20 protein-coding genes and 1 pseudogene are annotated in these 23,935 nt (G+C 72.5%); 14 read left to right on the plus strand and 7 right to left on the minus strand.

Translation table 11 applies throughout. The features are described 5' to 3' along the window. The first annotated feature begins 6 nt into the window (after positions 1-6). From O7612_RS02945 to O7612_RS02985, 9 genes are all read left to right on the plus strand, one after another. Positions 7-2,433 (plus strand): NADH-quinone oxidoreductase subunit G, encoded by a 2,427-nt coding sequence (locus O7612_RS02945; RefSeq protein WP_282270235.1) that lies wholly within the window; start codon positions 7-9, stop codon positions 2,431-2,433. Continuing rightward, on the plus strand, positions 2,430-3,779 hold the full coding sequence (nuoH, locus tag O7612_RS02950) for an NADH-quinone oxidoreductase subunit NuoH (protein WP_282270237.1): 1,350 nt from the start codon (positions 2,430-2,432) through the stop codon (positions 3,777-3,779). The genes O7612_RS02945 and nuoH overlap by 4 nt, the downstream gene beginning before the upstream one ends. A gap of 1 nt (position 3,780) precedes the next feature. Continuing rightward, complete coding sequence (gene nuoI / locus O7612_RS02955; RefSeq protein ID WP_067300509.1) at positions 3,781-4,419, plus strand: NADH-quinone oxidoreductase subunit NuoI; 639 nt, start codon at positions 3,781-3,783, stop codon at positions 4,417-4,419. Next, the gene (locus O7612_RS02960; RefSeq protein ID WP_282270239.1) at positions 4,416-5,186 is read left to right on the plus strand and encodes an NADH-quinone oxidoreductase subunit J; all 771 of its coding nucleotides are present in this window, start codon (positions 4,416-4,418) and stop codon (positions 5,184-5,186) included. The genes nuoI and O7612_RS02960 overlap by 4 nt, the downstream gene beginning before the upstream one ends. A gap of 114 nt (positions 5,187-5,300) precedes the next feature. After that, on the plus strand, positions 5,301-5,600 hold the full coding sequence (gene nuoK, locus O7612_RS02965; protein ID WP_088959269.1) for an NADH-quinone oxidoreductase subunit NuoK: 300 nt from the start codon (positions 5,301-5,303) through the stop codon (positions 5,598-5,600). A 12-nt stretch (positions 5,601-5,612) separates the two neighbouring features. Continuing rightward, a complete protein-coding gene (gene nuoL, locus O7612_RS02970; RefSeq protein WP_282270243.1) occupies positions 5,613-7,571 on the plus strand; it encodes an NADH-quinone oxidoreductase subunit L in 1,959 nt (652 codons plus the stop codon). 64 nt (positions 7,572-7,635) lie between these two features. Next, positions 7,636-9,168, plus strand: a complete 1,533-nt coding sequence (locus O7612_RS02975) for an NADH-quinone oxidoreductase subunit M (protein ID WP_282270244.1) — start codon at positions 7,636-7,638, stop codon at positions 9,166-9,168. A gap of 64 nt (positions 9,169-9,232) precedes the next feature. After that, on the plus strand, positions 9,233-10,786 hold the full coding sequence (gene nuoN / locus O7612_RS02980) for an NADH-quinone oxidoreductase subunit NuoN (protein WP_282270245.1): 1,554 nt from the start codon (positions 9,233-9,235) through the stop codon (positions 10,784-10,786). 90 nt (positions 10,787-10,876) lie between these two features. Then, a complete protein-coding gene (locus O7612_RS02985) occupies positions 10,877-11,959 on the plus strand; it encodes a polyprenyl synthetase family protein (protein WP_282270246.1) in 1,083 nt (360 codons plus the stop codon). Between the two features lie 132 nt (positions 11,960-12,091). On the opposite strand, the gene O7612_RS02990 is transcribed toward O7612_RS02985, so the two are convergent. After that, positions 12,092-13,282 (minus strand): MFS transporter, encoded by a 1,191-nt coding sequence (locus tag O7612_RS02990; protein ID WP_282270247.1) that lies wholly within the window; start codon positions 13,280-13,282, stop codon positions 12,092-12,094. Positions 13,283-13,438: 156 nt separating this feature from the next. Between O7612_RS02990 and O7612_RS02995 the strand changes: the two genes are divergently transcribed. After that, positions 13,439-14,221 (plus strand): IclR family transcriptional regulator C-terminal domain-containing protein, encoded by a 783-nt coding sequence (locus tag O7612_RS02995; RefSeq protein ID WP_282270248.1) that lies wholly within the window; start codon positions 13,439-13,441, stop codon positions 14,219-14,221. 192 nt (positions 14,222-14,413) lie between these two features. Here O7612_RS02995 and O7612_RS03000 read toward each other — a convergent pair whose 3' ends face one another. Continuing rightward, positions 14,414-16,528 carry a PhoX family phosphatase gene (locus tag O7612_RS03000; protein WP_282270249.1) on the minus strand — a complete coding sequence of 705 codons (2,115 nt, stop codon included), beginning with the start codon at positions 16,526-16,528 and terminating at the stop codon, positions 14,414-14,416. Between the two features lie 235 nt (positions 16,529-16,763). On the opposite strand from O7612_RS03000, the gene O7612_RS03005 reads away from it, so the two are divergent. Continuing rightward, positions 16,764-17,258 (plus strand): sigma-70 family RNA polymerase sigma factor, encoded by a 495-nt coding sequence (locus tag O7612_RS03005; RefSeq protein ID WP_282273774.1) that lies wholly within the window; start codon positions 16,764-16,766, stop codon positions 17,256-17,258. Continuing rightward, on the plus strand, positions 17,255-17,956 hold the full coding sequence (locus tag O7612_RS03010; protein ID WP_282270250.1) for a zf-HC2 domain-containing protein: 702 nt from the start codon (positions 17,255-17,257) through the stop codon (positions 17,954-17,956). The genes O7612_RS03005 and O7612_RS03010 overlap by 4 nt, the downstream gene beginning before the upstream one ends. A gap of 85 nt (positions 17,957-18,041) precedes the next feature. Here the strand turns inward: O7612_RS03010 and rarD are convergent, their stop codons facing one another. From rarD to eccE, 4 genes and pseudogenes are all read right to left on the minus strand, one after another. Continuing rightward, the gene (rarD, locus tag O7612_RS03015; protein WP_282270251.1) at positions 18,042-18,965 is read right to left on the minus strand and encodes an EamA family transporter RarD; all 924 of its coding nucleotides are present in this window, start codon (positions 18,963-18,965) and stop codon (positions 18,042-18,044) included. Beyond that, a pseudogene (locus O7612_RS03020) lies at positions 18,962-19,275 on the minus strand (hypothetical protein). The gene rarD and the pseudogene O7612_RS03020 overlap by 4 nt, the downstream one beginning before the upstream one ends. Positions 19,276-19,285: 10 nt before the next feature. Next, on the minus strand, positions 19,286-19,672 hold the full coding sequence (locus tag O7612_RS03025; RefSeq protein ID WP_282270252.1) for a phage holin family protein: 387 nt from the start codon (positions 19,670-19,672) through the stop codon (positions 19,286-19,288). 79 nt (positions 19,673-19,751) lie between these two features. Then, positions 19,752-21,512, minus strand: coding sequence for a type VII secretion protein EccE (eccE, locus tag O7612_RS03030; protein ID WP_282273775.1), 1,761 nt, complete (start codon positions 21,510-21,512; stop codon positions 19,752-19,754). 338 nt (positions 21,513-21,850) lie between these two features. Here eccE and O7612_RS03035 point away from each other — a divergent pair, with 338 nt between their 5' ends. Together O7612_RS03035 and O7612_RS03040 are read left to right on the plus strand one after the other, a co-directional pair. Continuing rightward, the gene (locus O7612_RS03035) at positions 21,851-22,168 is read left to right on the plus strand and encodes a WXG100 family type VII secretion target (protein WP_282270253.1); all 318 of its coding nucleotides are present in this window, start codon (positions 21,851-21,853) and stop codon (positions 22,166-22,168) included. Between the two features lie 24 nt (positions 22,169-22,192). Continuing rightward, positions 22,193-22,486, plus strand: coding sequence for a WXG100 family type VII secretion target (locus O7612_RS03040; protein ID WP_282270255.1), 294 nt, complete (start codon positions 22,193-22,195; stop codon positions 22,484-22,486). Between the two features lie 64 nt (positions 22,487-22,550). Here the strand turns inward: O7612_RS03040 and mycP are convergent, their stop codons facing one another. Then, positions 22,551-23,801: a type VII secretion-associated serine protease mycosin gene (gene mycP / locus O7612_RS03045; RefSeq protein ID WP_282270256.1), complete on the minus strand. Its 1,251-nt coding sequence runs from the start codon at positions 23,799-23,801 to the stop codon at positions 22,551-22,553. Between the last annotated feature and the right edge of the window lie 134 nt (positions 23,802-23,935).

Genomic DNA, 23,935 nt, shown 5'->3' on the forward strand with positions numbered 1-23,935 from the left:
ACTCTGATGACCGACGTAGCCAAGCAGACCGAGACCGTGACGCTCACCATCGACGGTGTCGAGGTCACCGCCCCCAAGGGGGCGCTGCTGATCCGGGTCGCCGAGCAGTTGGGCACGGAGATCCCCCGGTTCTGCGACCACCCGCTGCTGGCCCCGGCCGGCGCCTGCCGGCAGTGTCTGGTCGAGGTGGAGGGCCAGCGTAAGCCGGTCGCCTCCTGCACCCAGACCGTTGCCGAGGGCATGGTGGTCCGCACCCAGCTCACCTCCCCGGTCGCCAAGAAGGCGCAGGAGGGGGTGATGGAGCTGCTGCTGGTCAACCACCCGCTGGACTGCCCGATGTGTGACAAGGGTGGTGAGTGCCCGCTGCAGAACCAGGCGATGTCCACCGGCCGTACCGACTCCCGCTTCCACGAGCACAAGCGGGAGTACGTCAAGCCGATGGAGATCAGCACCCAGGTGCTGCTGGACCGGGAGCGCTGCGTGCTCTGCCAGCGCTGCACCCGGTTCTCCGAGGAGATCGCCGGCGACAAGTTCATCGACCTGATGGGCCGGTCGTCCGCCGAGGAGATCAACATCTACCGGGACGACGCGTACGGCGCCGAGGGCGACTCCGGCGACGTCCCCTTCAACTCGTACTTCTCCGGCAACACGGTGCAGATCTGCCCGGTCGGCGCGCTCACCGGGGCGCAGTACCGGTTCCGGGCCCGCCCGTTCGACCTGGTCTCCAGCCCGAGCGTCTGCGAGCACTGCTCGGCCGGCTGCGCCCAGCGCACCGACTGGCGGCGGGGCAAGGTGCTGCGCCGGCTCGCCGGGGACGACCCGCAGGTCAACGAGGAGTGGAACTGCGACAAGGGGCGGTGGGGCTTCCAGTACACCCGCGCCTTCGACCGGCTCACCACCCCGCTGGTCCGCGACGAGAAGTCCGGTGAGCTGCGGGAGGCGTCCTGGAGCGAGGCGCTGACCCGGGCCGCCGACGGGCTGCGGGCCGCCCGCGACGAGGGCCGCGGTACGGCGGTGCTGACCGGCGGCCGGTTGACCGTCGAGGACGCCTACGCGTACGCGAAGTTCGCCCGGGTCGCCCTGAACACCAACGACATCGACTTCCGGGCCCGGCCGGTCTCCCGCGAGGAGGCCGACTTCCTGGCCAGCACCGTCGCCGGGGTCACCGACGTGACGTACGCGGACGTGGAGAAGGCGTCCACGGTGGTGCTGGTCGGGCTGGAGCCGGAGGAGGAGTGCCCGATCCTCTTCCTGCGGCTGCGCAAGGCGTACCTGAAGAAGAAGCTGACGGTCTACGCGATCGCCCCGTTCGCCACCCGGGGCCTGGAGAAGCTCGGGGCCAAGCTGGCCCGGGTGGTGCCGGGCGAGGAGGCGAGCGTGCTCGCCGAGCACGACACGGTGGCCGAGGCGCTCAGCGCCGAGGGCGCGATCCTGTTCGTCGGCGAGCGGCTGGCCGGCGTGCCCGGTGGCCTCTCCGCCGCCGCGGACGTCGCCCGGCGTACCGGCGCGAAGCTGGCCTGGGTGCCGCGGCGCGCGGGGGACCGGGGTGCGGTCGACGCGGGCTGCCTGCCCAACCTGCTGCCCGGCGGGCGTCCGGTGACCGAGCCGTCGGCCCGCGCCGAGCTGGGCGAGGCGTGGGACATCCCGGCCGGGGTGATCCCCAGCCAGGCCGGTCGGGACACCGACCAGATCCTGGCCGCCGCCGCGAACGGCCAGCTCGGTGCCCTGGTGGTGGCCGGTGTGGACCCGGCCGACCTGGCCGACCCGAGGCTGGCCGAGCAGGCCCTGGACGCGGTGCCCTTCCTGGTCAGCCTGGAGCTGCGCAACTCGGCGGTGGCCCGCCGGGCCGACGTGGTGCTGCCGGTGGCCCCGGTGGTCGAGAAGGCCGGCAGCTTCCTCGACTGGGAGGGCCGGCTGCGCACCTTCGAGGCGGTGCTGCACACCGCCGCGATGACCGACGCCCGGGTGCTGGACGCGATCGCCGCGCAGCTCGACGTCCGGCTCGGCACCGGCGACGTGTCGGGCATCCGTCGGGAGTTGGGCGCGCTGCCGCCGACCCGGGCGGACCGGCCGGTCAGCCCGTCGGTCGCCCCGGCGGCCGTGCCCCAGCCGGGTGCGGGCGAGGCGGTGCTGGCGACCTGGCACCAGCTGGTCGACCTGGGCAGCCTCACCGACGGCGACGAGCACCTCGCCGGCACGGCCCGCCCGCCGGTGGTCCGGCTGGGCAAGGGCACCGCCGAGACGCTCGGCGTGGCCGACGGTGACCCGGTCACGGTGGGCACCGACCGCGGTGCGGTCACCCTGCCGGCGGCCATCACCGAGATGCCCGACGGCGTCGTCTGGCTGCCGACCAACTCGCCCGGTTCGACCGTCCGGCGCAGCCTCGGCACCGCGTCCGGCACGGTGGTACGGATCTCCGGAGGTGCACGGTGAACACCCTCCTGGCGCAGGACCCGACGCTGGCCGACTTCGGCCGGGATCCGTGGTGGCTGGTCCTCATCAAGATCGTCTTCGCGTTCGTCTTCGGTCTGCTCGCCACCCTGCTCGGCGTCTGGTTCGAGCGGCGGGTCGTCGGCTACATGCAGGTCCGGCCCGGCCCCAACCAGGTCGGCCCGTTCGGCCTGCTCCAGACCCTCGCCGACGGCCTCAAGATGGCCTTCAAGGAGGACATCCTCCCGAAGGCCGCCGACAAGGTGGTCTACTTCTTCGCCCCGGTCATCTCGGTGGTCTGCGCGGTCACCGCGCTGTCGGTGATCCCGTTCGGCCCGATGGTCAGCATCTTCGGCCACCGGACCCCGTTGCAGGTCACCGACGTGCCGGTGGCGGTGCTGGTGCTGCTGGCGTGCTCCTCGCTGGCGGTCTACGGCATCGTGCTCGGCGGCTGGGCCTCCGGCTCGACGTACCCGCTGCTCGGTGGTCTGCGCTCCAGCGCCCAGATGATCTCGTACGAGGTCGCGATGGGGCTGAGCATCGTCGCGGTGTTCATGACCGCCGGCACCATGTCCACCAGCGGGATCGTCGCGGCCCAGGGGGACGCCACCCGGCTCACCATCGCCGGCGTCGAGATCCCGGCCCCCGGCTGGTACGCGATCCTGCTGCTGCCCAGCTTCATCATCTTCTTCATCGCCACCGTCGGGGAGACCAACCGGGCGCCCTTCGACCTGCCCGAGGCGGAGTCCGAGCTGGTCGCCGGCTTCATGACCGAGTACAGCTCGCTGAAGTTCGCGCTCTTCATGCTCTCCGAGTACGTCGCCATGGTGACCATGTCCGCGGTCACCACGACGCTCTTCCTCGGTGGCTGGCGGGCACCCTGGCCGATCACGCTGTGGGCGGACGCCAACACCGGTTGGTGGCCGATGCTCTGGTTCTTCGGCAAGGTGCTGCTGCTGGTCTTCGTCTTCGTGTGGCTCCGGGGCACCCTGCCCCGGCTGCGCTACGACCAGTTCATGCGCTTCGGCTGGAAGGTGCTGCTCCCGATCAACCTGGTCTGGATCCTCGTCCTGGCCGGGCTGCGCTCCATCGAGGACTGGCAGTCGCGGGACCGGCTGCTCGCCACCGCCATCGGCGCGGGCGTACTGCTGCTGGCGACGCTGCTGTGGCCGAGCCGCAAGCCGGCCCCGAAGCCGACCCCGCAGGAACAGGCCGACAACCGGCCGTACGGCAGCTTCCCGCTGCCCCCGCTGGATCTACAGGTACCGCCGAGCCCGCGCACCAAGCGTGTGGTCGCCGAGCGGGAGCCGGCCAACATCGCCACCGGCTCCGACTCTCAGGAGGTGTGACGTGGGCGCGATCACCGGAACGTTCAAGGGCTTCGGTGTCACCTTCTCGCACATGTTCAGGAAGGTCGTCACCACCGACTACCCGTTCAAGCCGCCGGTCTCGGCGCCGCGCTACCACGGGCGGCACATCCTCAACCGGCACCCGGACGGCCTGGAGAAGTGCATCGGCTGCGAGCTGTGCGCCTGGGCCTGCCCGGCGGACGCGATCTACGTCGAGGGTGGCGACAACACCGACGAGCAGCGCTTCTCGCCGGGTGAGCGGTACGCCAGCGTCTACCAGATCAACTACGCCCGGTGCATCTTCTGCGGGCTCTGCATCGAGGCCTGCCCGACCCGTTCGCTGACCATGAGCAACGAGTACGAGCTGGCCCGGGACAACCGGCAGGACCTGATCTTCACCAAGGAGCAGTTGCTCGCTCCGCTGCTCGAAGGCATGGAGCAGCCGCCGCACCCGATGCGGCTCGGTGACAGCGAGAAGGACTACTACGTCGGCGCGCTGACCAACCCGGGCACCTCGGCCGGTGCCGAGCAGTCCCCGATGGGGCCCGGCCGCTACCGGGTCGAGGAGCACCCCGGGGTGACCTTCCCGGGTGCCGAGCAGGCGGCCCAGCGGGCGGCGGGCAAGGGAGCCGGAGCATGAACACGTCCACGGTGCTCGCTGCGGCGGGCCAGGTGTCCGGGGGTGAGGAGGTCACCTTCTGGATCCTCGCCCCGTTGGCGCTGATCGGCGCGATCGGCATGGTGTGGGCGCGCAACGCGGTGCACTCGGCGCTCTTCCTGGTGCTCACCATGCTCTGCCTGGGCGTGTTCTACGTGCTCCAGGCCGGGCCGTTCATCGGCATGGTGCAGATCATCGTCTACACCGGCGCGATCATGATGCTGTTCCTGTTCGTGCTGATGCTGGTCGGCCGGGACGCCTCCGACTCGCTGATCGAGACGCTGCGCGGCCAGCGGGTCGCCGCGGTGGTGCTCGGGCTCGGCTTCGCCGGGCTGGTCGGCACCGGCCTGTACCGGGCGCTGGACGGGGTCGCGGCGGTCGGCCTGGAGCAGCCCAACGCGGAGGGCAACGTGCAGGGCATCGCCCGGCTGCTCTTCACCAAGTACGTCCTCGCCTTCGAGCTGACCTCCGCGCTGCTGATCACGGCGGCGATCGGCGCGATGGTGCTGGCGCACGTCGAGCGGCGCAAGGAAGACAAGATGGACCAGGTCGCCACCATGAAGGCCCGGTTCCGCCCCGGCAACTACCCCGGCCCGAAGCCCGGCCCGGGTGTCTTCGCCACCTCCTCCTCGGTGGCCACCCCGGCCCGGCTGCCCGACGGCCGGCTGACCGACCGCAGCACCCCGGCGATCCTGCCGCAGCGCGAGCTGACCGCCGAGGAAACCACCCTGAAGGGGACGGAACGGTGAGCGCGAGGAGTGCAGCGAAGCGGAGCCCCGCAGTCGCGAACGAAAGGCCGGTCCGGTGAGCGCGAGGAGTGCAGCGAAGCGGAGCCCCGCAGTCGCGAACGAAAGGCCGGTCCGGTGACCCCCGACTACTACCTGATCCTGGCGGCGGTGCTGTTCACCATCGGCGCGGTCGGCGTGCTGGTGCGGCGCAACGCGATCGTGCTGTTCATGTGCGTCGAGCTGATGCTCAACGCGGCCAACCTGACGCTGGTCACCTTCAGCCGGATCAACGGTGACCTCAACGGACAGATCATGGCGTTCTTCGTGATGGTGGTGGCGGCGGCCGAGGTCGTGGTCGGGCTCGCGATCATCATGTCGATCTTCCGGACCCGACGCTCCGCGAGCGTCGACGACGCCAACCTGCTGAAGTACTAAAGGGGCCCTGCGGTGGATGAGATTCTGACGTACGCCCAGGCAGAGCCGGCGGGTGCCGTCACCTACGCGGCGGCGGACGGCCTGCTGAGCAGCGTCTGGCTGCTGGTGGCGATCCCGCTGGCCAGCGCGGCGATCCTGCTGCTGCTCGGCCGGCGGGCCGACCGCTGGGGGCACTGGCTGGGTGTGGCCGCGATCGGTGCCGCGTTCGTGCTGGGGCTCACCTCGTTCTTTCAGCTGCGCGGGCTGGAGAACAAGTCCGTCGAGCTGAGCCTCTGGGACTTCATCACGGTCGGCGACCTGCGGGTGGACTTCGGTCTGCTCTTCGACCCGCTGGCCGCGGTCTTCGTCCTACTGATCACCGGGGTGGGTTTCCTGATCCACCTCTACGCGGTCGAGTACATGGCGCACGACGAGGGCCGGCGACGGTTCTTCGCGTACTTCAACCTCTTCGTCGCCGCGATGCTGCTGCTGGTGCTCGGCAACAACTACGTGATGCTCTACTTCGGCTGGGAGGGCGTCGGTCTGGCGTCGTACCTGCTGATCTCCTTCTGGTACGGGCGGCCGAGCGCGGCCACCGCCGGCAAGAAGGCATTCCTGATGAACCGGGTCGGCGACGCCGGCCTGGCGATCGGCATCTTCATCCTGTTCGCCACCCTCGGCACCACCCAGTACGACGAGGTCTTCAGCGGCGTCGGAGGGCTGGCCAGCGGCACGGTGCTGGTGCTGGGCCTGCTGCTGCTGCTCGGGGCGGCCGGCAAGTCCGGTCAGTTCCCGCTCCAGGCGTGGCTGCCGGACGCGATGGAGGGTCCGACCCCGGTGTCGGCGCTCATCCACGCCGCCACCATGGTCACCGCGGGCGTCTACCTGATCGCCCGGTCCAACCCGATCTTCTCGGCCAACGAGACGCTCCAGCTCGTGGTGGTCAGCGTCGGTGCGTTGACCCTGCTGATGGGCTGCGTCATCGGCGCGGCCAAGGACGACATCAAGCGGGTGCTGGCCTGGTCGACTGTCAGCCAGATCGGTTACATGTTCCTCGGTGTCGGCCTCGGCGGCGCGGCGTACGCGCTGGCCATCGTGCACCTGCTGGCGCACGGTTTCTTCAAGGCCAACATGTTCCTCGGCGCCGGCTCGGTCATGCACGGCATGAACGACCAGGTGGACATCCGCCGCTTCGGCGGGCTGTCGAAGTACATGAAGACCACCTGGATCACCTTCATGATGGGCTGGCTCGCCATCATCGGCATGTTCCCGTTCTCCGGCTTCTTCTCGAAGGAGCCGATCATCGTGGCCGCGTTCGAGCGGGAGGGCTGGACGGCCTGGCTGTTCGGCGGGGCGGCGCTGCTCGGCGCGGGGCTGACCGCGTTCTACATGACCCGGCTGTTCGTGCTCACCTTCCACGGGCCGAAGCGGTGGACCGAGGACATCGAGCACCCGCACGAGTCGCCGAAGCTGATGACCATCCCGCTGATCCTGCTGGCGATCGGCTCGGTCGGCGCGGGTTTCCTGCTCGCCACCTCCGTACCGGACTGGCTGACCGCCACCGCCGGGCTGGGCGGCGAGCACGCCGAGCACGCCGCGGTCCTGCCGCACTGGCTGCTCACCGCGCTGTCGCTGGTGGTGACGGTGCTCGGTGCCGGGTTGGCCTGGGCGCTGTTCCGCAACGGCACCGCCGTCGCGCCGCAGCCGGCCGGGGTGCTGGTCACCGCCGCCCGGCGCAACCTCTACACGGACGCCTTCAACGAGGTGGTCTTCGAGAAGCCGGGCATCTTCCTCACCCGGGCGCTGGTCTTCCTGGACAACCGGGGCGTCGACGGCCTGGTCAACGGCCTGGCCGCCGGGGTCGGCGGCGGGTCGGGTCGGCTCCGGCGCTGGCAGACCGGCTTCGTCCGGTCGTACGCGACCTCGATCCTGACCGGCGCGCTGCTCGTGGTGGCGGCGTTCCTGGCGGTGCAGGCGGGGTGGCTGGCGTGATCGACCTCAAGGCGACCGCCCCCGCCGGCGGACCCCGCATCCACGACGGAGATAAGGCCGCATAATGTCCAACTTCCCGTTCCTCTCGGTGCTGACCGTGGCACCGCTGGTCGGCGCCCTGGTCGTGGCCTTCCTGCCACGTCGCCGGCCCGACCTGGCCAAGCAGGTGGCGTTCGGCTGGTCGCTGCTGGTGCTGGCGCTGTCGGTGGTGATGTGGGTCTCCTTCTCCGCCGACGGTGACCGGCTCCAGTTCCGCGAGTCGTACCCGTGGATCCCCACCTGGGACGTCAACTTCACCTTCGCCGTCGACGGCATCGCCCTGGTCATGCTGATGCTGATCGCGGTGCTGGTGCCGCTGGTGATCCTGGCGTCCTGGCACGACGCCGACGCGTCGAAGCGCTCGGTACCGGCCTACTTCGCCCTGCTGCTCGTCCTCGAATCCACGATGATCGGCGTCTTCGCCGCCGCCGACGTCTTCCTGTTCTACGTGTTCTTCGAGGTCATGCTGGTGCCGATGTACTTCCTGATCGGCAGCTACGGCGGCCACCAGCGGCAGTACGCGGCGGTGAAGTTCTTCCTGTACTCGCTGGTCGGCGGGCTGTTCATGCTGGCCGCGGTGATCGGCCTGTGGGTGGTCGGCGGGAAGACCTTCGACTGGCAGACGCTCACCCAGGTGGACATCTCCACCGGCACCGAGCGCTGGCTGTTCCTCGGCTTCTTCCTCGCCTTCGCGATCAAGGCGCCGTTCTTCCCGTTCCACACCTGGCTGCCGGACGCCGGTCGGGCCGCCCCGGCGGGTGCCGCCGCGCTGCTGGTCGGGGTGCTGGACAAGGTCGGCACCTTCGGCATCCTGCGGTACTGCCTGCCGCTGTTCCCGGAGGCGTCGAAGTGGTTCGCCCCGTGGGCGCTGGCGCTCGGGTTGATCGGCATCCTCTACGCCGCGTTGCTCGCCGTCGGCCAGTCCGACCTGAAGCGGCTGGTGTCGTACACCTCGATCGCGCACTTCGGGTTCATCGGGGTGGGCATCTTCGCCTTCACCACCCAGGCGGGCACCGGCGCGGTGCTCTACATGCTCAACCACGGGCTCGCCACCGGCCTGCTCTTCCTGGTCGTCGGGATGCTCATCGCCCGCCGGGGCTCGTCGCTGATCTCCGACTTCGGCGGGGCGGGCAAGCTGGTCCCGCTGCTGGCCGGGGTGCTCTTCTTCGCGGGTCTCGCCTCGCTGGCGCTGCCCGGCACCGCACCGTTCGTCTCCGAGTTCCTGGTGCTGATCGGCACCTTCACGGTGAACAAGCCGGTCGCGGTGATCGCCACCCTGGGCATCATCCTGGCGGCGGCGTACGTGCTGTGGATGGTGCAACGCACCACCCAGGGCACGCTCAACCCGGAGCTGACCGAGGTCAAGGCGATGCACCGCGACCTCACCCTGCGCGAGAAGGCCGTGGTCGCCCCGCTGATCGCCCTGATCGTGCTGCTCGGCTTCTACCCCAAGCCGGTCACCGATGTGATCAACCCCGCCGTCCAGGCGACCATGCAGGATGTCGGCAAGACCGATCCCGCCCCTGAGGTCGGCAGCGTCCAGGAGGCTGCGAAGTGAGCGCGGGGAGCGAACGAGCGCAGCGAGTGAGCCCCGCAGTCGCGAGCGAAAGGCGGCATCTGCGATGACCGAACTGAAGTTGCCGTCGATCGACTACCCGGCGATCGCCCCGATCCTGATCATGCTGGGGGTGGCCCTGCTCGGCGTCCTGGTGGAGGCGTTCGTACCGCGCCGCCGCCGGCACCTGGTGCAGCTCACGCTCTCCCTGCTGGCGGTGCTCGCCGCGCTGGTGCTGGTGGTGCTCAACGCCGACGCCCGGCTGGTCACGGCGGGCGGGGCGCTGGCCGTGGACGGTCCCACCCTGTTCCTCCAGGGCACCATCCTGGTGCTCGCCGCGATGGCGCTGCTGCTGATCGGCGAGCGGTCGGTCGAGCGGGGCGGCGCGTTCGTCGCCCAGGCGGCGGTGACCGCCGAGTCGGCCGACGACCGCAAGCAGGCCGAAGGGCGCAACGGGGCCACCGAGGTCTACCCGCTGACCAGCTTCGCGATCGGCGGCATGCTGATCTTCGTGGCGGCGAACGACCTGCTGACCATGTTCATCGCGCTGGAGGTCTTCTCCCTGCCGCTCTACCTGCTCTGCGCGCTGGCCCGTCGCCGGCGGCTGCTGAGCCAGGAGGCGGCGATGAAGTACTTCCTGCTCGGCGCGTACGCCTCGGCGTTCTTCCTGTTCGGCGTGGCCCTGGTGTACGGCTTCACCGCCGGCATCCCGGGCCGCTCGGCCGGGGTCGACTTCGCCACCGTGCACGCCGCGGTGAACGAGTCCCCCTCCAGCGAGGTGCTGCTCTTCGCCGGGATGGCGCTGATCGCGATCGGCCTGCTCTTCAAGGCCGCCGCCGCCCCGTTCCACGTCTGGACCCCGGACGTCTACCAGGGTGCACCCACCCCGGTCACCGCCTTCATGGCGGCCTGCACCAAGGTGGCCGCGTTCGGTGCGCTGCTGCGGGTCTTCCACGTGGCGTTCGACCAGGCCGCCTGGGACTTCACCCCGGTACTCGGGGTGGTGGCGGTGCTCACCATGCTGGTCGGCGCGGTGCTGGCGGTCACCCAGACCGACATCAAGCGGCTGCTGGCGTACTCGTCGATCGCCAACGCCGGGTACCTGCTGGTCGGGGTGCTCGCCCCGACCGGTGCGGGCGTTTCCGGCACGATGTTCTACCTGGCCGCGTACGGCTTCTCGGTGCTCGCCGCGTTCGCCGTGGTGACCCTGGTCCGGGACGCCGACGGCGAGGCCACCCACCTGTCCCGCTGGGCCGGGCTGGGCCGCCGTTCGCCGTTCTACGCCGGGGTCTTCACCTTCATCCTGCTGGCCTTCGCCGGTATCCCGCTGACCAGCGGCTTCATGAGCAAGTTCGCGGTCTTCGGCCCGGCCCTGGAGAGCGGGCACGCCTGGCTGGTGGTGGCCGGTGTGCTGACCAGCATGGTGCTGGCCTTCCCGTACCTGCGGGTGGTGGTGATGATGTGGCTCTCCGAGCCGGGCGAGTCGACCCCGACCGTCGCGGTGCCCGGTGGGCTGACCGCCACCGCGCTGATGATCGGGGTGGCCGCCACGCTGATCTTCGGCGTGCTGCCGGCACCCCTGCTCGACCTGGCGACGGATGCCGCGGCCTTCGTCAGGTGACCTTTCCGCCCGGATCGTGGGGCCGGTGCGCTGGAGCGCGCCGGCCCCACGGCCGTATCCCCCGTCCGGAGCAGGTCGAACGGGTGTGGCATGGTTGATGGTGTGGTGATTCCGGCGGGGGAGCGTTCAGGCGTCGTCGGTTCCGGCGGGCGTCGGGGCCGGGCGGGCACGAGTCAGGTCGGCGCGCTCGGCGTGCATCTGGCCGATCCGCAGGTCGAGGCGTCCGTGCTGGGCCTGCTGGACGACGTCGAGGTGGAGTTGCGGGCCAGCGTGTCCAGCGCCGATCCGCTCGTCACCGAGGCGGCCCGGCACCTGGTGGAGGCGGGCGGCAAGCGGTTCCGCCCGTTGCTGGTGGCCCTGGGCGCGCAGTTCGGCGACCCGGCCGGCCCGCAGGTGGTGCCGGCCGCGGTGGTGATGGAGCTCACCCACCTGGCCACCCTCTACCACGACGACGTGATGGACGAGGCGGCCGTGCGGCGGGGTGCCCCGAGCGCCAACTCCCGCTGGACCAACTCGGTGGCCATCCTGGTCGGCGACTACCTCTTCGCGCGGGCCGCCGACATCGCCGCCGACCTGGGGCCGGTGGCGGTCCGCCTCCAGGCCCGCACCTTCGCCCGGCTGGTGCACGGGCAGATCGCCGAGACCGTCGGCCCCCGCACCGAGGACCCGGTCGACCACTACCTGCGGGTGATCGCCGACAAGACCGGTTCGCTGATCGCCACGTCGGCCCGTTTCGGCGGGATGTTCGGCGGGGCGACCGAGGTGCACACCGAGGCTCTCGCCGGCTACGGCGAGACCATCGGGGTGGCCTTCCAGCTCTCCGACGACCTGCTCGATATCGCCTCCGAGTCGACCCAGTCGGGTAAGACGCCCGGCACCGACCTGCGCGAGGGGGTGCCGACCCTGCCGGTGCTCTACGCGCTGGCCGGCGACGACTCCGACGCGGCCTCGGTGCGGCTGCGGGAGATCCTGGCCACCGGCCCACTGGTCGACGACGCGCTGCACGCCGAGGCGCTCGGCCTGCTCCGGGAGTCCGCCGCGCTCAAGCGCGCCCGGGAGACCGTCCGGAGCTACGCCGAGGACGCCCGCGCCCAGTTGGCCCCGCTACCGCGGATTCCGGCCCGCCGCGCGCTGGAATCCCTCTGCGACTACATCGCCGACCGCACCAGCTGACCCGAGCGCAGCCGCTGCCCGGACCGCAGCAGCTGACCCGGCCACACCAGCCCCCGGCCCACCGGCCGCGCGGCTTTGCCAGCGGATCCGGCCGCCCGGCCGTTACCAGCGGATCTGGCCGCCCGGCCCGCGTCAGCCGACGGCGGACCGGGTGAGCAGCCGGCTGCCGGTGAGCATGAGGACGGCCGCGACGACCATGGCGACCGCGGCGGTCAGCCACATCGCCGGATAGCCGTACGCCCCGGCCAGCGCGCCGAGGCCGAGCGGGCCGACGCAGCCGCCCGCGTACACCCCGGTCTGGGTGATCGAGGTGGCGGCGGCCGGAGCCTGCGGGTGCAGCCGGACCACCGCGAAGTTCAGCAACCCCGGCCAGGCCCAGCCCAGTCCGAAGCCGAGCACCACCCCGACGGTCAGCGGCCCCGGGCCGGAGACCGCCAGCAGGCCCAACCCGACGGCCCCGACCACCAGCATCGCGGCGATCAGCGCGACGTGGCCGCCTGCCTGCCGGTCGGCCAGCCAGCCGACGCCGACCCGGGCGGCCACGCAGACCGCGCCGCCCAGGGTGAGCACCAGTCCGGCCGGGCCGGGGGCGAGTCCCCGGTGCACCGACGAGTCGACCACGAAGGTGCCCAGCGCGTTGGCGGCCCCGGCCGCGAGGGTGGCCGCCACCCCGACCACCACCAGCGCCACCGTGGCCCCGCCACGGCGTTCCGCCGCACGCTCCCGCGCCGGTGCGGCTGTCCCCGGCGGTACGGCCGGCAGGGCGGCCAGCGCGGCGACGGCGGCGGCCACGAACGCCCACCGCCACCCGGCGGTGAGGGCGACCGCCGGCACCGCCGCCCCGGCCAGCAGCGTGGAGGCCGGAACGGCGGCCTGCTTCACCCCGAACGACAGGCCCTGCCGCCGGGCGGGCACGTGCCGGGCCAGCGCGGCGTTGCTGGCGAGTTGGCCCAGCGCGTTCGCGGTGGCGCTCAGCGCGAGCAGCGCCACCAGCACCGGGTACGACCGGGCCAGCCCGGCGATGGCGAGCAGGCAACCGGCGGCGAGCCCGGTGGCGACCCGGGCCACCACGACCGGGCCGACCCGTTCCACCAGCCGGCCGGACGGCAACGAGGCCAGCGCGCTGACCCCGAAGTACACGGAGACCGCCAGGCCCAGTCCGGCGGGGGAGAAGCCGAGATCGTCGCCCATCTGCACGGCGAGCCCGCCGACCAGGAAGACCGGCAGGACGCTGGCGACGGTGGTGGCGACCGCTCCGACGCTGGCCCGCAGGGGGCGCAGGGCCGGCCGGCTCGGCATGGGGCTGAGCGCGGTGGGGGTCATCGTGGCCCAACCTACGCGAGTCGAGTTCCTGACAACCGTCGGCGTGTCGCCGGGTGACCCGCCGTATACCGCCTGATCTGGCATCCTCCACCCGAACGGGCGTTCCGTCTCGGGCTGGTTTTTCATATGGTGTAATCCCCGGCTGCGGAGGTGGTTGTGCGTGACCCCCTGGCGGAACCTTCGGACCTCATCCGGAGCGTTTCCCGCGCGCTACGCGTGCTCGAGTCGGTCGGTCGTGCCCCGAAGGGGCTGACCGTCAAGCAGATCGCCCGACGGTGCGAGCTGACCGTCGCCACCACATACCACCTGGTCCGCACCCTGGCCTACGAGGGTTACGTGATCCGCCGGGAGGACGGCACCTACATCGTCGGCCTGGAGATCGCCGACCGGTACCGCGAACTGGTCACCGCGTTCCGTGGGCCGGCCTCCGTCGGCGAGTCGTTGCGGCGGGTCGCCGTCGACACCGGGTGGAGCCACTACCTGGGCCGGTTCGTCGGCGGCCAGGTGGCGGTCACCGCCGTCGCCGAAGGGGTCCGCTCGCCGTACCTGGAGGACATGGTCCCCGGCTTCGACGAGGGCGCGCACGCCACCGCCCTGGGCAAGGCGCTGCTGGCCACCCTCACCTCCGAGCAGCGCCTGCGCTACCTGCGCGACTACGGCATGCGGCCGTTCACCACCGCCACCCTCACCAGCCCCGAGGCGTTCGAGGCGGACCTGGCCGCCGGTGACCGGCGGGGGATGCAGCTGGAGCTGGGCCAGTTCCGGCAGGGGGTGGCCTGCGCCGCCGTGCTGGTCACCCCGGACAAGGACCTGGAACGTCGGGTGGTGCTGGCCTGCGCGTTGCCGGCCAGCGAGATGATGACCTCCGCCCGGGTGGTCCGGGCCAAGCTGCTCACCGCCGCCCGCGCCGTGGCCGACGGCATCGCCGCGGACGCCTGACCCGGCACGCGCGAGGCCCTGCTCCGGCCGCCGCCCCGGTGAACTCTCCTGCCGGAACCGGCGATATCCCTCCCTGGTCCGGCGCAGCGCAGGACCGTTCCGGACCCGCCAAGGCGAAAGGCCCCCTCCCGGACCGAAGCGGGAGGGGGCCCTCGCGGCCGGCCCGGCGGAGGGCCGGCCCGGACGGGTGCGTCAGCTGCCGATCGGGCCGCCGTCGAGCCGCCAGGCGACCGCCACGCCCGGCTTGGCGTAGTCGCCGTCCGGCCAGGTCGACGCCGGCTTCTCCACCGACGCACCGGTGATCTCGCCCGGGTGCTGCACCGCCACGAAGACCGACCGGTTGTCGCCGGTGATGAACGGCCCGCAGGTCTCCGCGCCCAGCGGCACGGTGAGGAACTGCTTCAGGTGCCCCCGTTCCGGCCCCTCGACGGCGGTGGCGAAGAGGCCGTCGTTGCTGCCCAGCGCGTTGCCGTCGGTGGAGATCCAGAGGTTGCCGGTGGCGTCGAAGGCGACGTTGTCCGGGCACGAGATCGGGGAGACCTTGGTCTTGTCGTACCCGGCGAAGTAGGTCGACGGGTCGGCCGGGTCGCCGGCGACGATCGGCAGCGACCAGGCGAAGGACTCCGCCGTGTTGTCGCCCCGGTCCTCGACCAGCTCCAGGACCTGCCCGTGCTTGTTGAGGTTGCGCGGGTTGATCTCGTCGGCGGCCGGCTTGCCGGCCTTGCCCCGGTCGGAGTTGTTGGTCAGCGCCACGTACACCTTGCCGGTGAGCAGGCTCGGCTCGACGTCCTCCGGCCGGTCCATCTTGGTCGCGCCGACCTTGTCCCCGGCGAGCCGGGTGAAGGTGAGCACGTCGGCGGCGGTCATCCCGTCGACGTACGAGCGGTTGCCACTGACCAACTTGATCCACCGGCCGGTGCCGTTGAACGCGCCGTCGGCGGGCAGCTTGCCCGAGCCGTCGATCTCGGCGGCGCTGGTCTGGCTGAACTGCGCCACGTAGAGGGTGCCCGACTCCAGCAGGGTCAGGTTGTTCCTGCGGGCCACCCAGGAGTCGCCCGGCATGAACTTCTTGTCCGAGACGAACTTGTAGAGGTAGTCGAAGCGCTCGTCGTCGCCCATGTACGCGACCACCCGCTTGTCGCGGGCCACGATCACGTTGGCACCCTCGTGCTTGAACCGGCCCAGCGCGGTGTGCTTGCGCGGGCGGCTCTCCGGGTCGAACGGGTCGATCTCCACGATCCACCCGAACCGGTGCGCCTCGTGGGGGTGCTTCGCCAGGTCGAACCGCTCGTCGGCCCGCTCCCACTTACGGCTGCCGCTCGGGTAGCGGGCGGCGGTGGTGATGCCGTACCGGTCGAACCTCGGCTTCAGCTCGGCGGGCGCGGCGTCCGCGCCGACGAAGTACTGGTTGAAGTTCTCCTCGCCGGAGAGCACCGTCCCCCACGGGGTGACCCCGCCCGCGCAGTTGTTCAGGGTGCCGACCACCGTGCGGCCCTTCGGGTCGGCGGCGGTCCGCAGCCAGGCCGAACCGGCGGCCGGGCCGGTCAGCTCGAACTTCGTGGCCAGCGCGGTGACCCGCCGGTTGTACGGCCGCCGGCCCTGGCCCACCGGCCGCCACCGCCCGCTGCCGTCCACCCGCTCCAGCTCCACCACGGACATGCCGTGCGCGGCCATCGCGGTGCGCAGCTGCTCGACGGTGAGGTTGTCCAGGCCGGTGAAGCCGGGGAACATCAGGTCCTCGTTGGTGTACTCGTGGTTGACCACGAGCAGCGCCCGCTTGCCCCGCCGGTCCAGCGGCAGCACCCCGACGAAGTCGTTGTTGTAGCCGAACTGCTTGGCCTGGGCGGCGGCGGTCTGCCCGTGCAGGTCGAACCGGGGCGCACCGGGCAGCACCGGGTCGCCCCAGCGGATGACCACGCTGTGGTCGTACCCGTTGGGCACGACCAGGGTGTCGAGCTGGTTCGGCGGGATCGGATTGAAGGTCAGCGCCCCGCTGCCGACGCCGCGTTGCGGCGCGGTCGGGTCGCCGACCTCCGGCACCACCGGGGTGGCCGGCGCGGCCCCGGCGGGAGCGGCCCCGGCCAGCGCACCGCCGAAGCCGAGCACCAGGGCGCCCACGGCGCCCGCCCGGACCACGCCCCGGCGGGAGACCTCGCCCTCGACCAGGTCGCCGAAGTAGGTGTTGCCGGAGGTGTTGGGCACCGGGTGGTCGCAGGCGTTGCCGCAGCGGTACAGACAGGTCATCGCGTCGCGGCTGCCGTGCCGGGTGGCACCGAGCAGCGGGAGCAGCCGGGGACGGTCGCTCATGGGAAGGAGCCTCCTGGAAGCAGGTCGGTGGCACGCCGTTTTCACCTGCTCGACGTGCGTACCGGGCGGACGCTGCCAGGACGGGGTGAGCGGGCACCGGACTCGGTGTGAACCGGACGTGAACAGCAGTGGCCGGTGAACCGATCAGCGTCACGAACCGTAATAACGGGCGGACACGTACGCCGGACTCGTCGCGGGAAGCGGAGGGACCACCATCAGCGACCACGACGCCCAACTGCTGCGCGCTCTGCACGACGAGCATGGCGAGGCGCTCTACACGCACGCGTTGCGGCTGGTCAACGGGGACCGGAGCCGGGCCGAGGACCTGGTGCAGGAGACCCTGCTGCGGGCCTGGCGGCATCCCGAGTCACTGGACCCGCGCCGCGGCTCGGTCCGGGCGTGGCTCTTCACCACCGCCCGGAACCTGGCCATCGACGCCTGGCGGCGACGCTCGACCCGGGTCGGCGAGGTGTTCACCGACGACCTGCCCGAGCCCTCGGGGGCGGTCGACGAGGCGGAGCGCGCGGTGGAGGCCTGGACGGTGGCGGAGGCGCTGAGCCGGCTCAGCCCCACCCACCGGGAGGTCCTGGTCGAGTGCTTCTACCAGGGCCGCTCGGTGGCCGAGGCGGCAGCCCGGCTGGGGGTGCCGCCGGGGACGGTCAAGTCCCGCACCCACTACGCGCTGCGTTCACTACGGTTGGCCCTGGCCGAGATGGGGGTGACCGGATGACCCGCTGCGAGTTCGCGCACGACGACGGCGCGTACGTGCTGGGGGCGCTCGCTCCCGCCGACCGGGCGGCCTACGAACGGCACCTCGGCGGCTGCGCGGCCTGCCGGGAGGCGGTGGCCGAGATCGCCGTGCTGCCGGGCCTGCTCGGTCGGCTCGACCCGACCACGCTGGAGGAGTTCCTCCCACCACCGCCGGAGATCAGCCGGGTGCCCGACCTGATCGCCGTCGCCCGGGAGCGGCGTCGCCGCGAGCGGACCCGCAACCGCCGCCGGTACGCCGTGACCGCGCTGGTCGCCGCCGCCTTCGCCCTGGTGCTCGGCTTCGGTGGGGCGTCCGCCCTGCGTCCGCCGGCCACGCCCACGCCGACCACCCAGGCGGTACGGATGGTCGCCATGGCGCCGGTCGCTGCGAAGACCCCGGCGGTGCACGCGGAGATCGGCCTGCGGGGCACCAAGTGGGGCACCGAGGTCACCATGCACTGCGGCTACGACGCGACGGTCGACTACGGCAAGGCGTACACGTTCCGGCTGCTGGCGCGCGGCCCGGACGACGCGACGGAGCAGATCGCCTCGTGGCTGGCCGCGCCCGGCGACGACGTGAACCTGCACGGCGCGACCCGGTTCACCGACGCCGAACTGGTCCGCTTCGAACTGCTGCGTTCCGACGGCACGATGGTGCTCAGCTACGACGTCCGCTGACGTCCCGGACCCGGCGGCTGGGTGCCGCCGGACGTCGACGACGGGTGCCCGACCGGCCCCCGGAGAACCGGCGGGCGGACCGGGCTCAGTGGTTGGTGACGGTCAGCGGGGCGGTGGCGCGGGCGACGGCCCGGATCCGCCGGCCGTGCCGCAGCGCGTCCAGCGTGAAGATCAACAGTGCGGCCCAGACCAGGGCGAAGCCGGCCAGCCGGGCCGGCGGCATCGGCTCGTGGAAGATCAGCACGCCGCAGCCCAACTGGAGGATCGGGGCCACGTACTGGAGCATGCCCAGCACGGTCAGCGGCAGCCGGTTGGCCGCGCCCGCGAAGAGCAGCAGCGGGATGGCGGTCGCCGCGCCCGCCGCCACCAGCAGCGCGGTGTGCCCGGCCGAGACGTGCCCGAACGTCAACCCGTCCCGGCTCGCCAGCCAGCCCAGGTAGGCCAGGGCGGGCAGCGCGAGCACCGCCGACTCGACGAACAGCCCCTCCGCCGCCGGCAGCCCGAGCTGCTTCTTGGCCAGCCCGTAGCCGGCGAAGCTGACCGCCAGGATCAACGCCAGGTAGGGCGGCCGACCGTAGTCGACGGTGAGCACCGCGACCGCCGCCGCGCCCACCCCGAGCGCCGTCCACTGCGCCGGGCGCAGCCGCTCCCGCAGCACCACCACCCCGAGCAGCACCGACACCAGCGGGTTGATGAAGTAGCCGAGCGCCGTCTCCACCACCCGGGCGGAGTTCACCCCGTAGATGTAGCTGCCCCAGTTCACCGCGATCAACGCCGCCGCCACCACGATCCCCGCCAGGGTCCGGGGACGACGGGCGAGCGACCGCAGGAAACCGACGTTGCGCAGCGCGGCGAGCAGCAGCGCGACGAAGAGCACCGACCAGATGATCCGGTGGGCCAGGATCTCCACCGGCCCCGCCGGGCGGAGCAGCTTCAGGTAGATCGGGAAGAAACCCCAGATCAGGTACGCACCGAAGCCGTAGAGATAGCCGAGTCGCAGCGGAGTCACGACCCCACCGTAAGGGGTGAGGCTGGCTCGGGCTCCTTTCCGGTGAGCGGGCTCACCGTTCGTTCGCCCACTCCATCCACCGCTCCGGCGGGACCGGGGTGAAACCCCGTTTCGCGTACACGTCGCAGAGCCGACCGAAGGTGACCCGGTCGGTGACCACCAGGGCGACCGCGACCCGCGCGCCGTCCCCCGGGCGGTAGACGCCGTACGGGATCGAGCCGGCGAAGGCCCGATCGGTCGTCTCCCGGGCGCGGCCGAGCGCCCAGTAGGCGTCGGTGGAGAGCCGGTGGTGCACCCGGTCCCGGTCGATCCGCTCCGGGTCAGTCGCGGTCGAGGATGGCGCCGAGAATCCAGGTCACGATGCCGACGAGGAGCGCGCCGAGCACCGCCTCCGGCCAGAACCCGTCCACGTGGAACGGCAGGTTCGCCTGGTCGGCGATCCAGCTGGTGAGCAGGAACAGCAGGCCGTTGACGACCAGCGCGATCAGCCCGAGGGTGAGCAGGTAGAAACCGCAGCCGACGGTCTTGATGATCGGCTGGAGCACGGCGTTGACCACGCCGAAGATCACCGACACCAGCACCAGGGTGACGATCGCCTCGCCGGCCGAGTCGGTGCCGAGCGTGATGCCGGGGATGAGCAGTGTCGCCAGCCAGAAGGCCACCGCCGTGGAACCCAGGCGGATCAGGAGACCCTTCAGAAGATCCATGGCGGGGATCGTGCCATGCGCGATCCACCCGGGGAACCCGTGGTGGCCTCCCGATTCTGGCCCGCCCTCACCTGGTCGGTCAGCGCCTTCCGGGACGGCCGACCAGCCGCGACTCGATCGGGGTGGGCGAGAGCAGCGCCCAGCGCAGCGCCCGCCGGTTGACCACCGCCACCATGTCGTCCCGGATCCGGGTCAGCCACTCCGCCGAACCACCCAGCCCCAGCGCCGTGCCCGCCAGGGCGGCCTCCGCCGGGTGGAGCGGTTGCAGCACCGCCAGATCGGCCCGGCCCAGGGTGTCCAGGTCCGCCGGGGTCAGCTCGTCCCGGACGACCAGGGTGGACACCCAGCCCGTCCCCGGAGCCGGCTCAGCCGCCGGGGTGCCGGCGTCGACCACCACCAGCAGCGGTCGCAGCGGTGCCCCGTCCGCGCCCACCGCCCGGCCGGTCGGCACCACCACGACCCCGCCCCGGTGGCCGTCGACCCCCCGGACGAACGGTTCCCAGGCCCGTGGTCGACCGGTCTGCACGACCACCCCCGCCCCCAACGCCATGGCCCGCAGCACCAGCAGCTGTGCCGTGGCCAGCCCACCGACCAGCACCAGCCGGGTGCCCTCGGCGCGGAACAGCCGGACCGTCACCGCGCCGCCGTGCCGGTCGGCCCCCACCACCAGCCCGGCCCGGTGCAGGGTCAGCTCCGGTGGTTCGGCCCCCGGCGCGGTCACCTCCGCCACCGTGGGTACCGCCAACGGCAGGGTCGCGGCCAGGCCGGGCAGGTGTGCCCCGTCGAGCCGGCGCAGTTCACCACCGGCGTCGGCGACGAGCCGGCAGAGCCCCTCGGCGGCGTGTTCCAGCGCGGCCGGCGTCGCGGCGGCCAGCCGTACCGTCAGCTCGGCCGGCACCGGCGTGGTGTCGTCGCCGGCGTGCGGGCCGGCGCAGAGTGACACGCTGGTGGCGGTCGCCGGCAGGGCCAGCAGCCGGGCCACCAGGAGACGGCCCGGATCGACCCGGGCCTCCGGCCAGCGGTCCAACCGGAAGGTCGCCTGGCACAGCTCACCGGCGTGCAGCACCGACCAGGTCTCCCGGACGGCGAACCCGGCGTGGTGGTGGGCGAGTTCGCCCAACACCCGCAGGACGGCGTGCTCGCCGAGGGGCCGGGCCGGCAGCGGCCCGACCCGGCGGACGATCCGCCGGACCGTGCCGGCGAGCGCCCGCCGCAGGTCGGCGTCGGACCAGCCGGGTACGCGCAGCACCCGGACCGCGAGCAGGGCGCGTTCCTGCCCCGGCAGCCGCCCCTCGGTCAGTTGCCGGTACGACGCGCCGGCCGGGCCGCCGGCCGCCCCGGCGGCCGGTGCGGGTACCGCGCACAGCAGCAACTGCACCCGTACGGGTGGCTGCTGCGCCCCGGCGGCCGGCAGTAGCGTGCCGGGTGCGGGGAGCGGCTGCGACCGGTCGCCGAGCAGGTCACCCGGGTCGTCGAGGTCGAGCAGGACGGTCAGTCCGGTGGGGTCGTCGACCATCCCGGCCGGGCCTGCGGCCAGTTCCACCGAGCCCAGCACGGCGTCCGGGAGCAGCAGGTCCAGCAGGGTCGCGGGGGAGGCGTCGGCGGGCAGTCCGCGCCGTCGGGTGACGTACCCGGCGGCGGTGCCCCACCAGTCGAAGAGCCAGCGGCCGCGCCAGCGTCCCCAGCCCAGACCGGCCAGCACCACCGCCCCGAGGGCGGCGAGGACGGCCGGTGCGGCCCCGCGACCGTACGCGGCCACCGGCAACGCCACGGCGACCTGCGCGGCGACCACCTGGCCGGCGCGGACGGCAGCGGTCGGACGGGGCGGACGCCGGTGCACCCGTGGCGGTGGCTGACGCCGGGCCGGACGATCGGTCGTGCTCGCCGTCACCACATCTCCTCCGTCGCGTCGTCGTCCGACCCCGGACCGGACCGAAAGCTACGACAGCGTGACCCATGGTAAGGGGCGTCGCGGTCCGATGGGGACCGTGTGGGCCGGTCGGGACGCGGTTGTCCACAGGGGTCGACGGCGGGGTAGCACAACCGCGATCGGGCGACTACCGTCAGCGACGAGTTCCGCCGACCAGGTGCGGGCAGGCCCGCTGCCGACGCGCGACGACCGTCCGGGGTGGACGGTGCGACGGTCGGCGTCTACCGGGGAGACGAGGTGACGTCCGGGTGTCCCAGACCCAGGCAGAAGCCGCGGTGATGCAGCACACCGCCGCGAAGTTCGAGCAGGTGGACCAGTCCCTGCAGGCCATGCTGACCGGCCTGATGGCCGAGTTGGCGGTGTTGCAGCAGGCCTGGCGGGGTGCCGGTGGGCGCTCGTTCGAGCAGGTCAAGCAACAGTGGGGGAGGGACCAGGCCGCCCTGCAACGGGCGCTGCGGGAGACCGCCACGGCCATCCGTACCGCCGGCCGGCAGTACGACGCCTCGGACACCGAGGCCGCCGGCCGGGTCGCCGGCACCGACCGCGGCATCCGACTGCCGCTCTGACCAGATCCGGGAAGGGAGCATCCGATGGACCACGGTGTGCTGGTCGTCAACTTCGCCGCGCTGCACCAGGCCGGCGCGGACATCCAGAAGGCGTTGAACACCCTCGACTCGCAGCTCGGCCAGCTCGAACGGGACGCCGCGCCGCTGGTCGCCGGCTGGGACGGCGAGGCCCGGCAGGCGTACGAGCAGCGGCAGGCCCGGTGGCGCTCCGCCTCGCAGGACCTCCAGGCGATGCTGCGCGACATCAAGCTCGCGGTGGACGACTCCGCCGCCGACTACCTCGACACCGAGAAGCGGAACGTCGGCCTGTTCCAGTGAACACGTCGGCCGCGCCGGTGCCGCCGGACGGCGACGCCCGACGATCCACCGTCGGACGTCGCCGTCAGGTGGACTCGGCCGGGTGCCAGCGGCGGCGGGTGCCCCGGGGGAGCACCACGGCCAGCAGGACGGCCACCCCCGCCAGCCCGCCGGTGACCGTGGCGACCAGCAGTGCCCGGTCCCGGGCCGCCGCCCGGCGGTGCTGCCGGGCCGGTAGCGCCGGGTCGACCCGTTCCGCCGGCAGGGCCATCGCCGGCCGGGCGGTCGACAGCGGGCCGGTGCCGGTCTCCACCACCGCCCGGTACGGGTTGAGCACCCCGGCCCCGTAGCCGTCCTGTGGCCCACCGGGTGCCGGATCGGCGGTGCCCACGATCCGGCGGGTCACCTCCAGGGCGCTCAGTTCCGGCCGGTACTGGCGTAGCAACGCCGCGGTGCCGGCCACGAACGGGACGGCGTAACTGGTTCCCTCGGCCCGCTGGTGGCCCTGCCCCGGCGCGGCCATCAGCACGTCGCTGCCCGGGGCGACCAGGTCGACGTACGGCCCGGTCTGCGAGAACGTGGCCCGGGTGCCGGTGGGGGTGACCGCCCCCACGCCGAGCACCCCGTCGTAGCCGGCCGGGTAGGGCAGCGGGTCGCCGCCGTCGTGCAGGTTGCCGGCGGCGGCCACCACGATCACGTCCCGCCGGACCGCGTAGTCGATCGCGTCCCGCACGTCCGGGTCGTCGGCGTACAGCACGACGGAGAGGTTGAGCACGTCGGCGTCGTGGTCCACCGCCCACCGGACGGCCCGGGCGAAACCGGCGGCGCTGACCGTGCGCCCCGACTCCCGCCCCTCGACGACCTGCTGTTCGCTCACCCGTACCGGCAGGATGCGGACCCCGGGCGCGAGCCCCCGGAAGGCCACCCCGGCACCTTCCCCGGCGGCGATGATGCTGGCCACTCCGGTGCCGTGCCCGGCGCAGTCACGCGTGCCGTCGCCGCCCGGGTCGAGGAAGTCCGCGCCGTCGAGCACCCGGTCCCGCAGTTGGGGGTGCCGCCGGTCGACGCCGGAGTCGATCACGGCGACGGTGACGCCGGCTCCGGTGGTCAGCGCGGTGAGCCGTTGCGGGGCGTACCGTTGCTGGGGCCAGGGCACGGCGGCGACCGGCCGGGCCGGCGCGGGCGGGTTGGCACAGGCCGGGGCGGCGCGGGCCGGGGCGGCGCGGGCCGGGGCGGCGCGGGCCGGGGTGACCGACGACACGGTGACCAGCGGTAGCGCGCTGAGCAGGGCTGCGGCCAGGATCGTCAGCGCCCGTCGACCGTCGGGTGGGAACATCGACCGCCTCCGTATCGTGACGACCTGGCCACCGCATGCTATCGCCTCGGCTGGCCGGTGGGTCGGTCGCCGACAGCGGCCCATTGTGATCTTGTTTGCACCTTGTAGGTTGTAGGCGACGCCTGTGGCCTGAA

The organism is Micromonospora sp. WMMD987 (assembly GCF_029581435.1).
Classification (GTDB): domain Bacteria; phylum Actinomycetota; class Actinomycetes; order Mycobacteriales; family Micromonosporaceae; genus Micromonospora; species Micromonospora rifamycinica.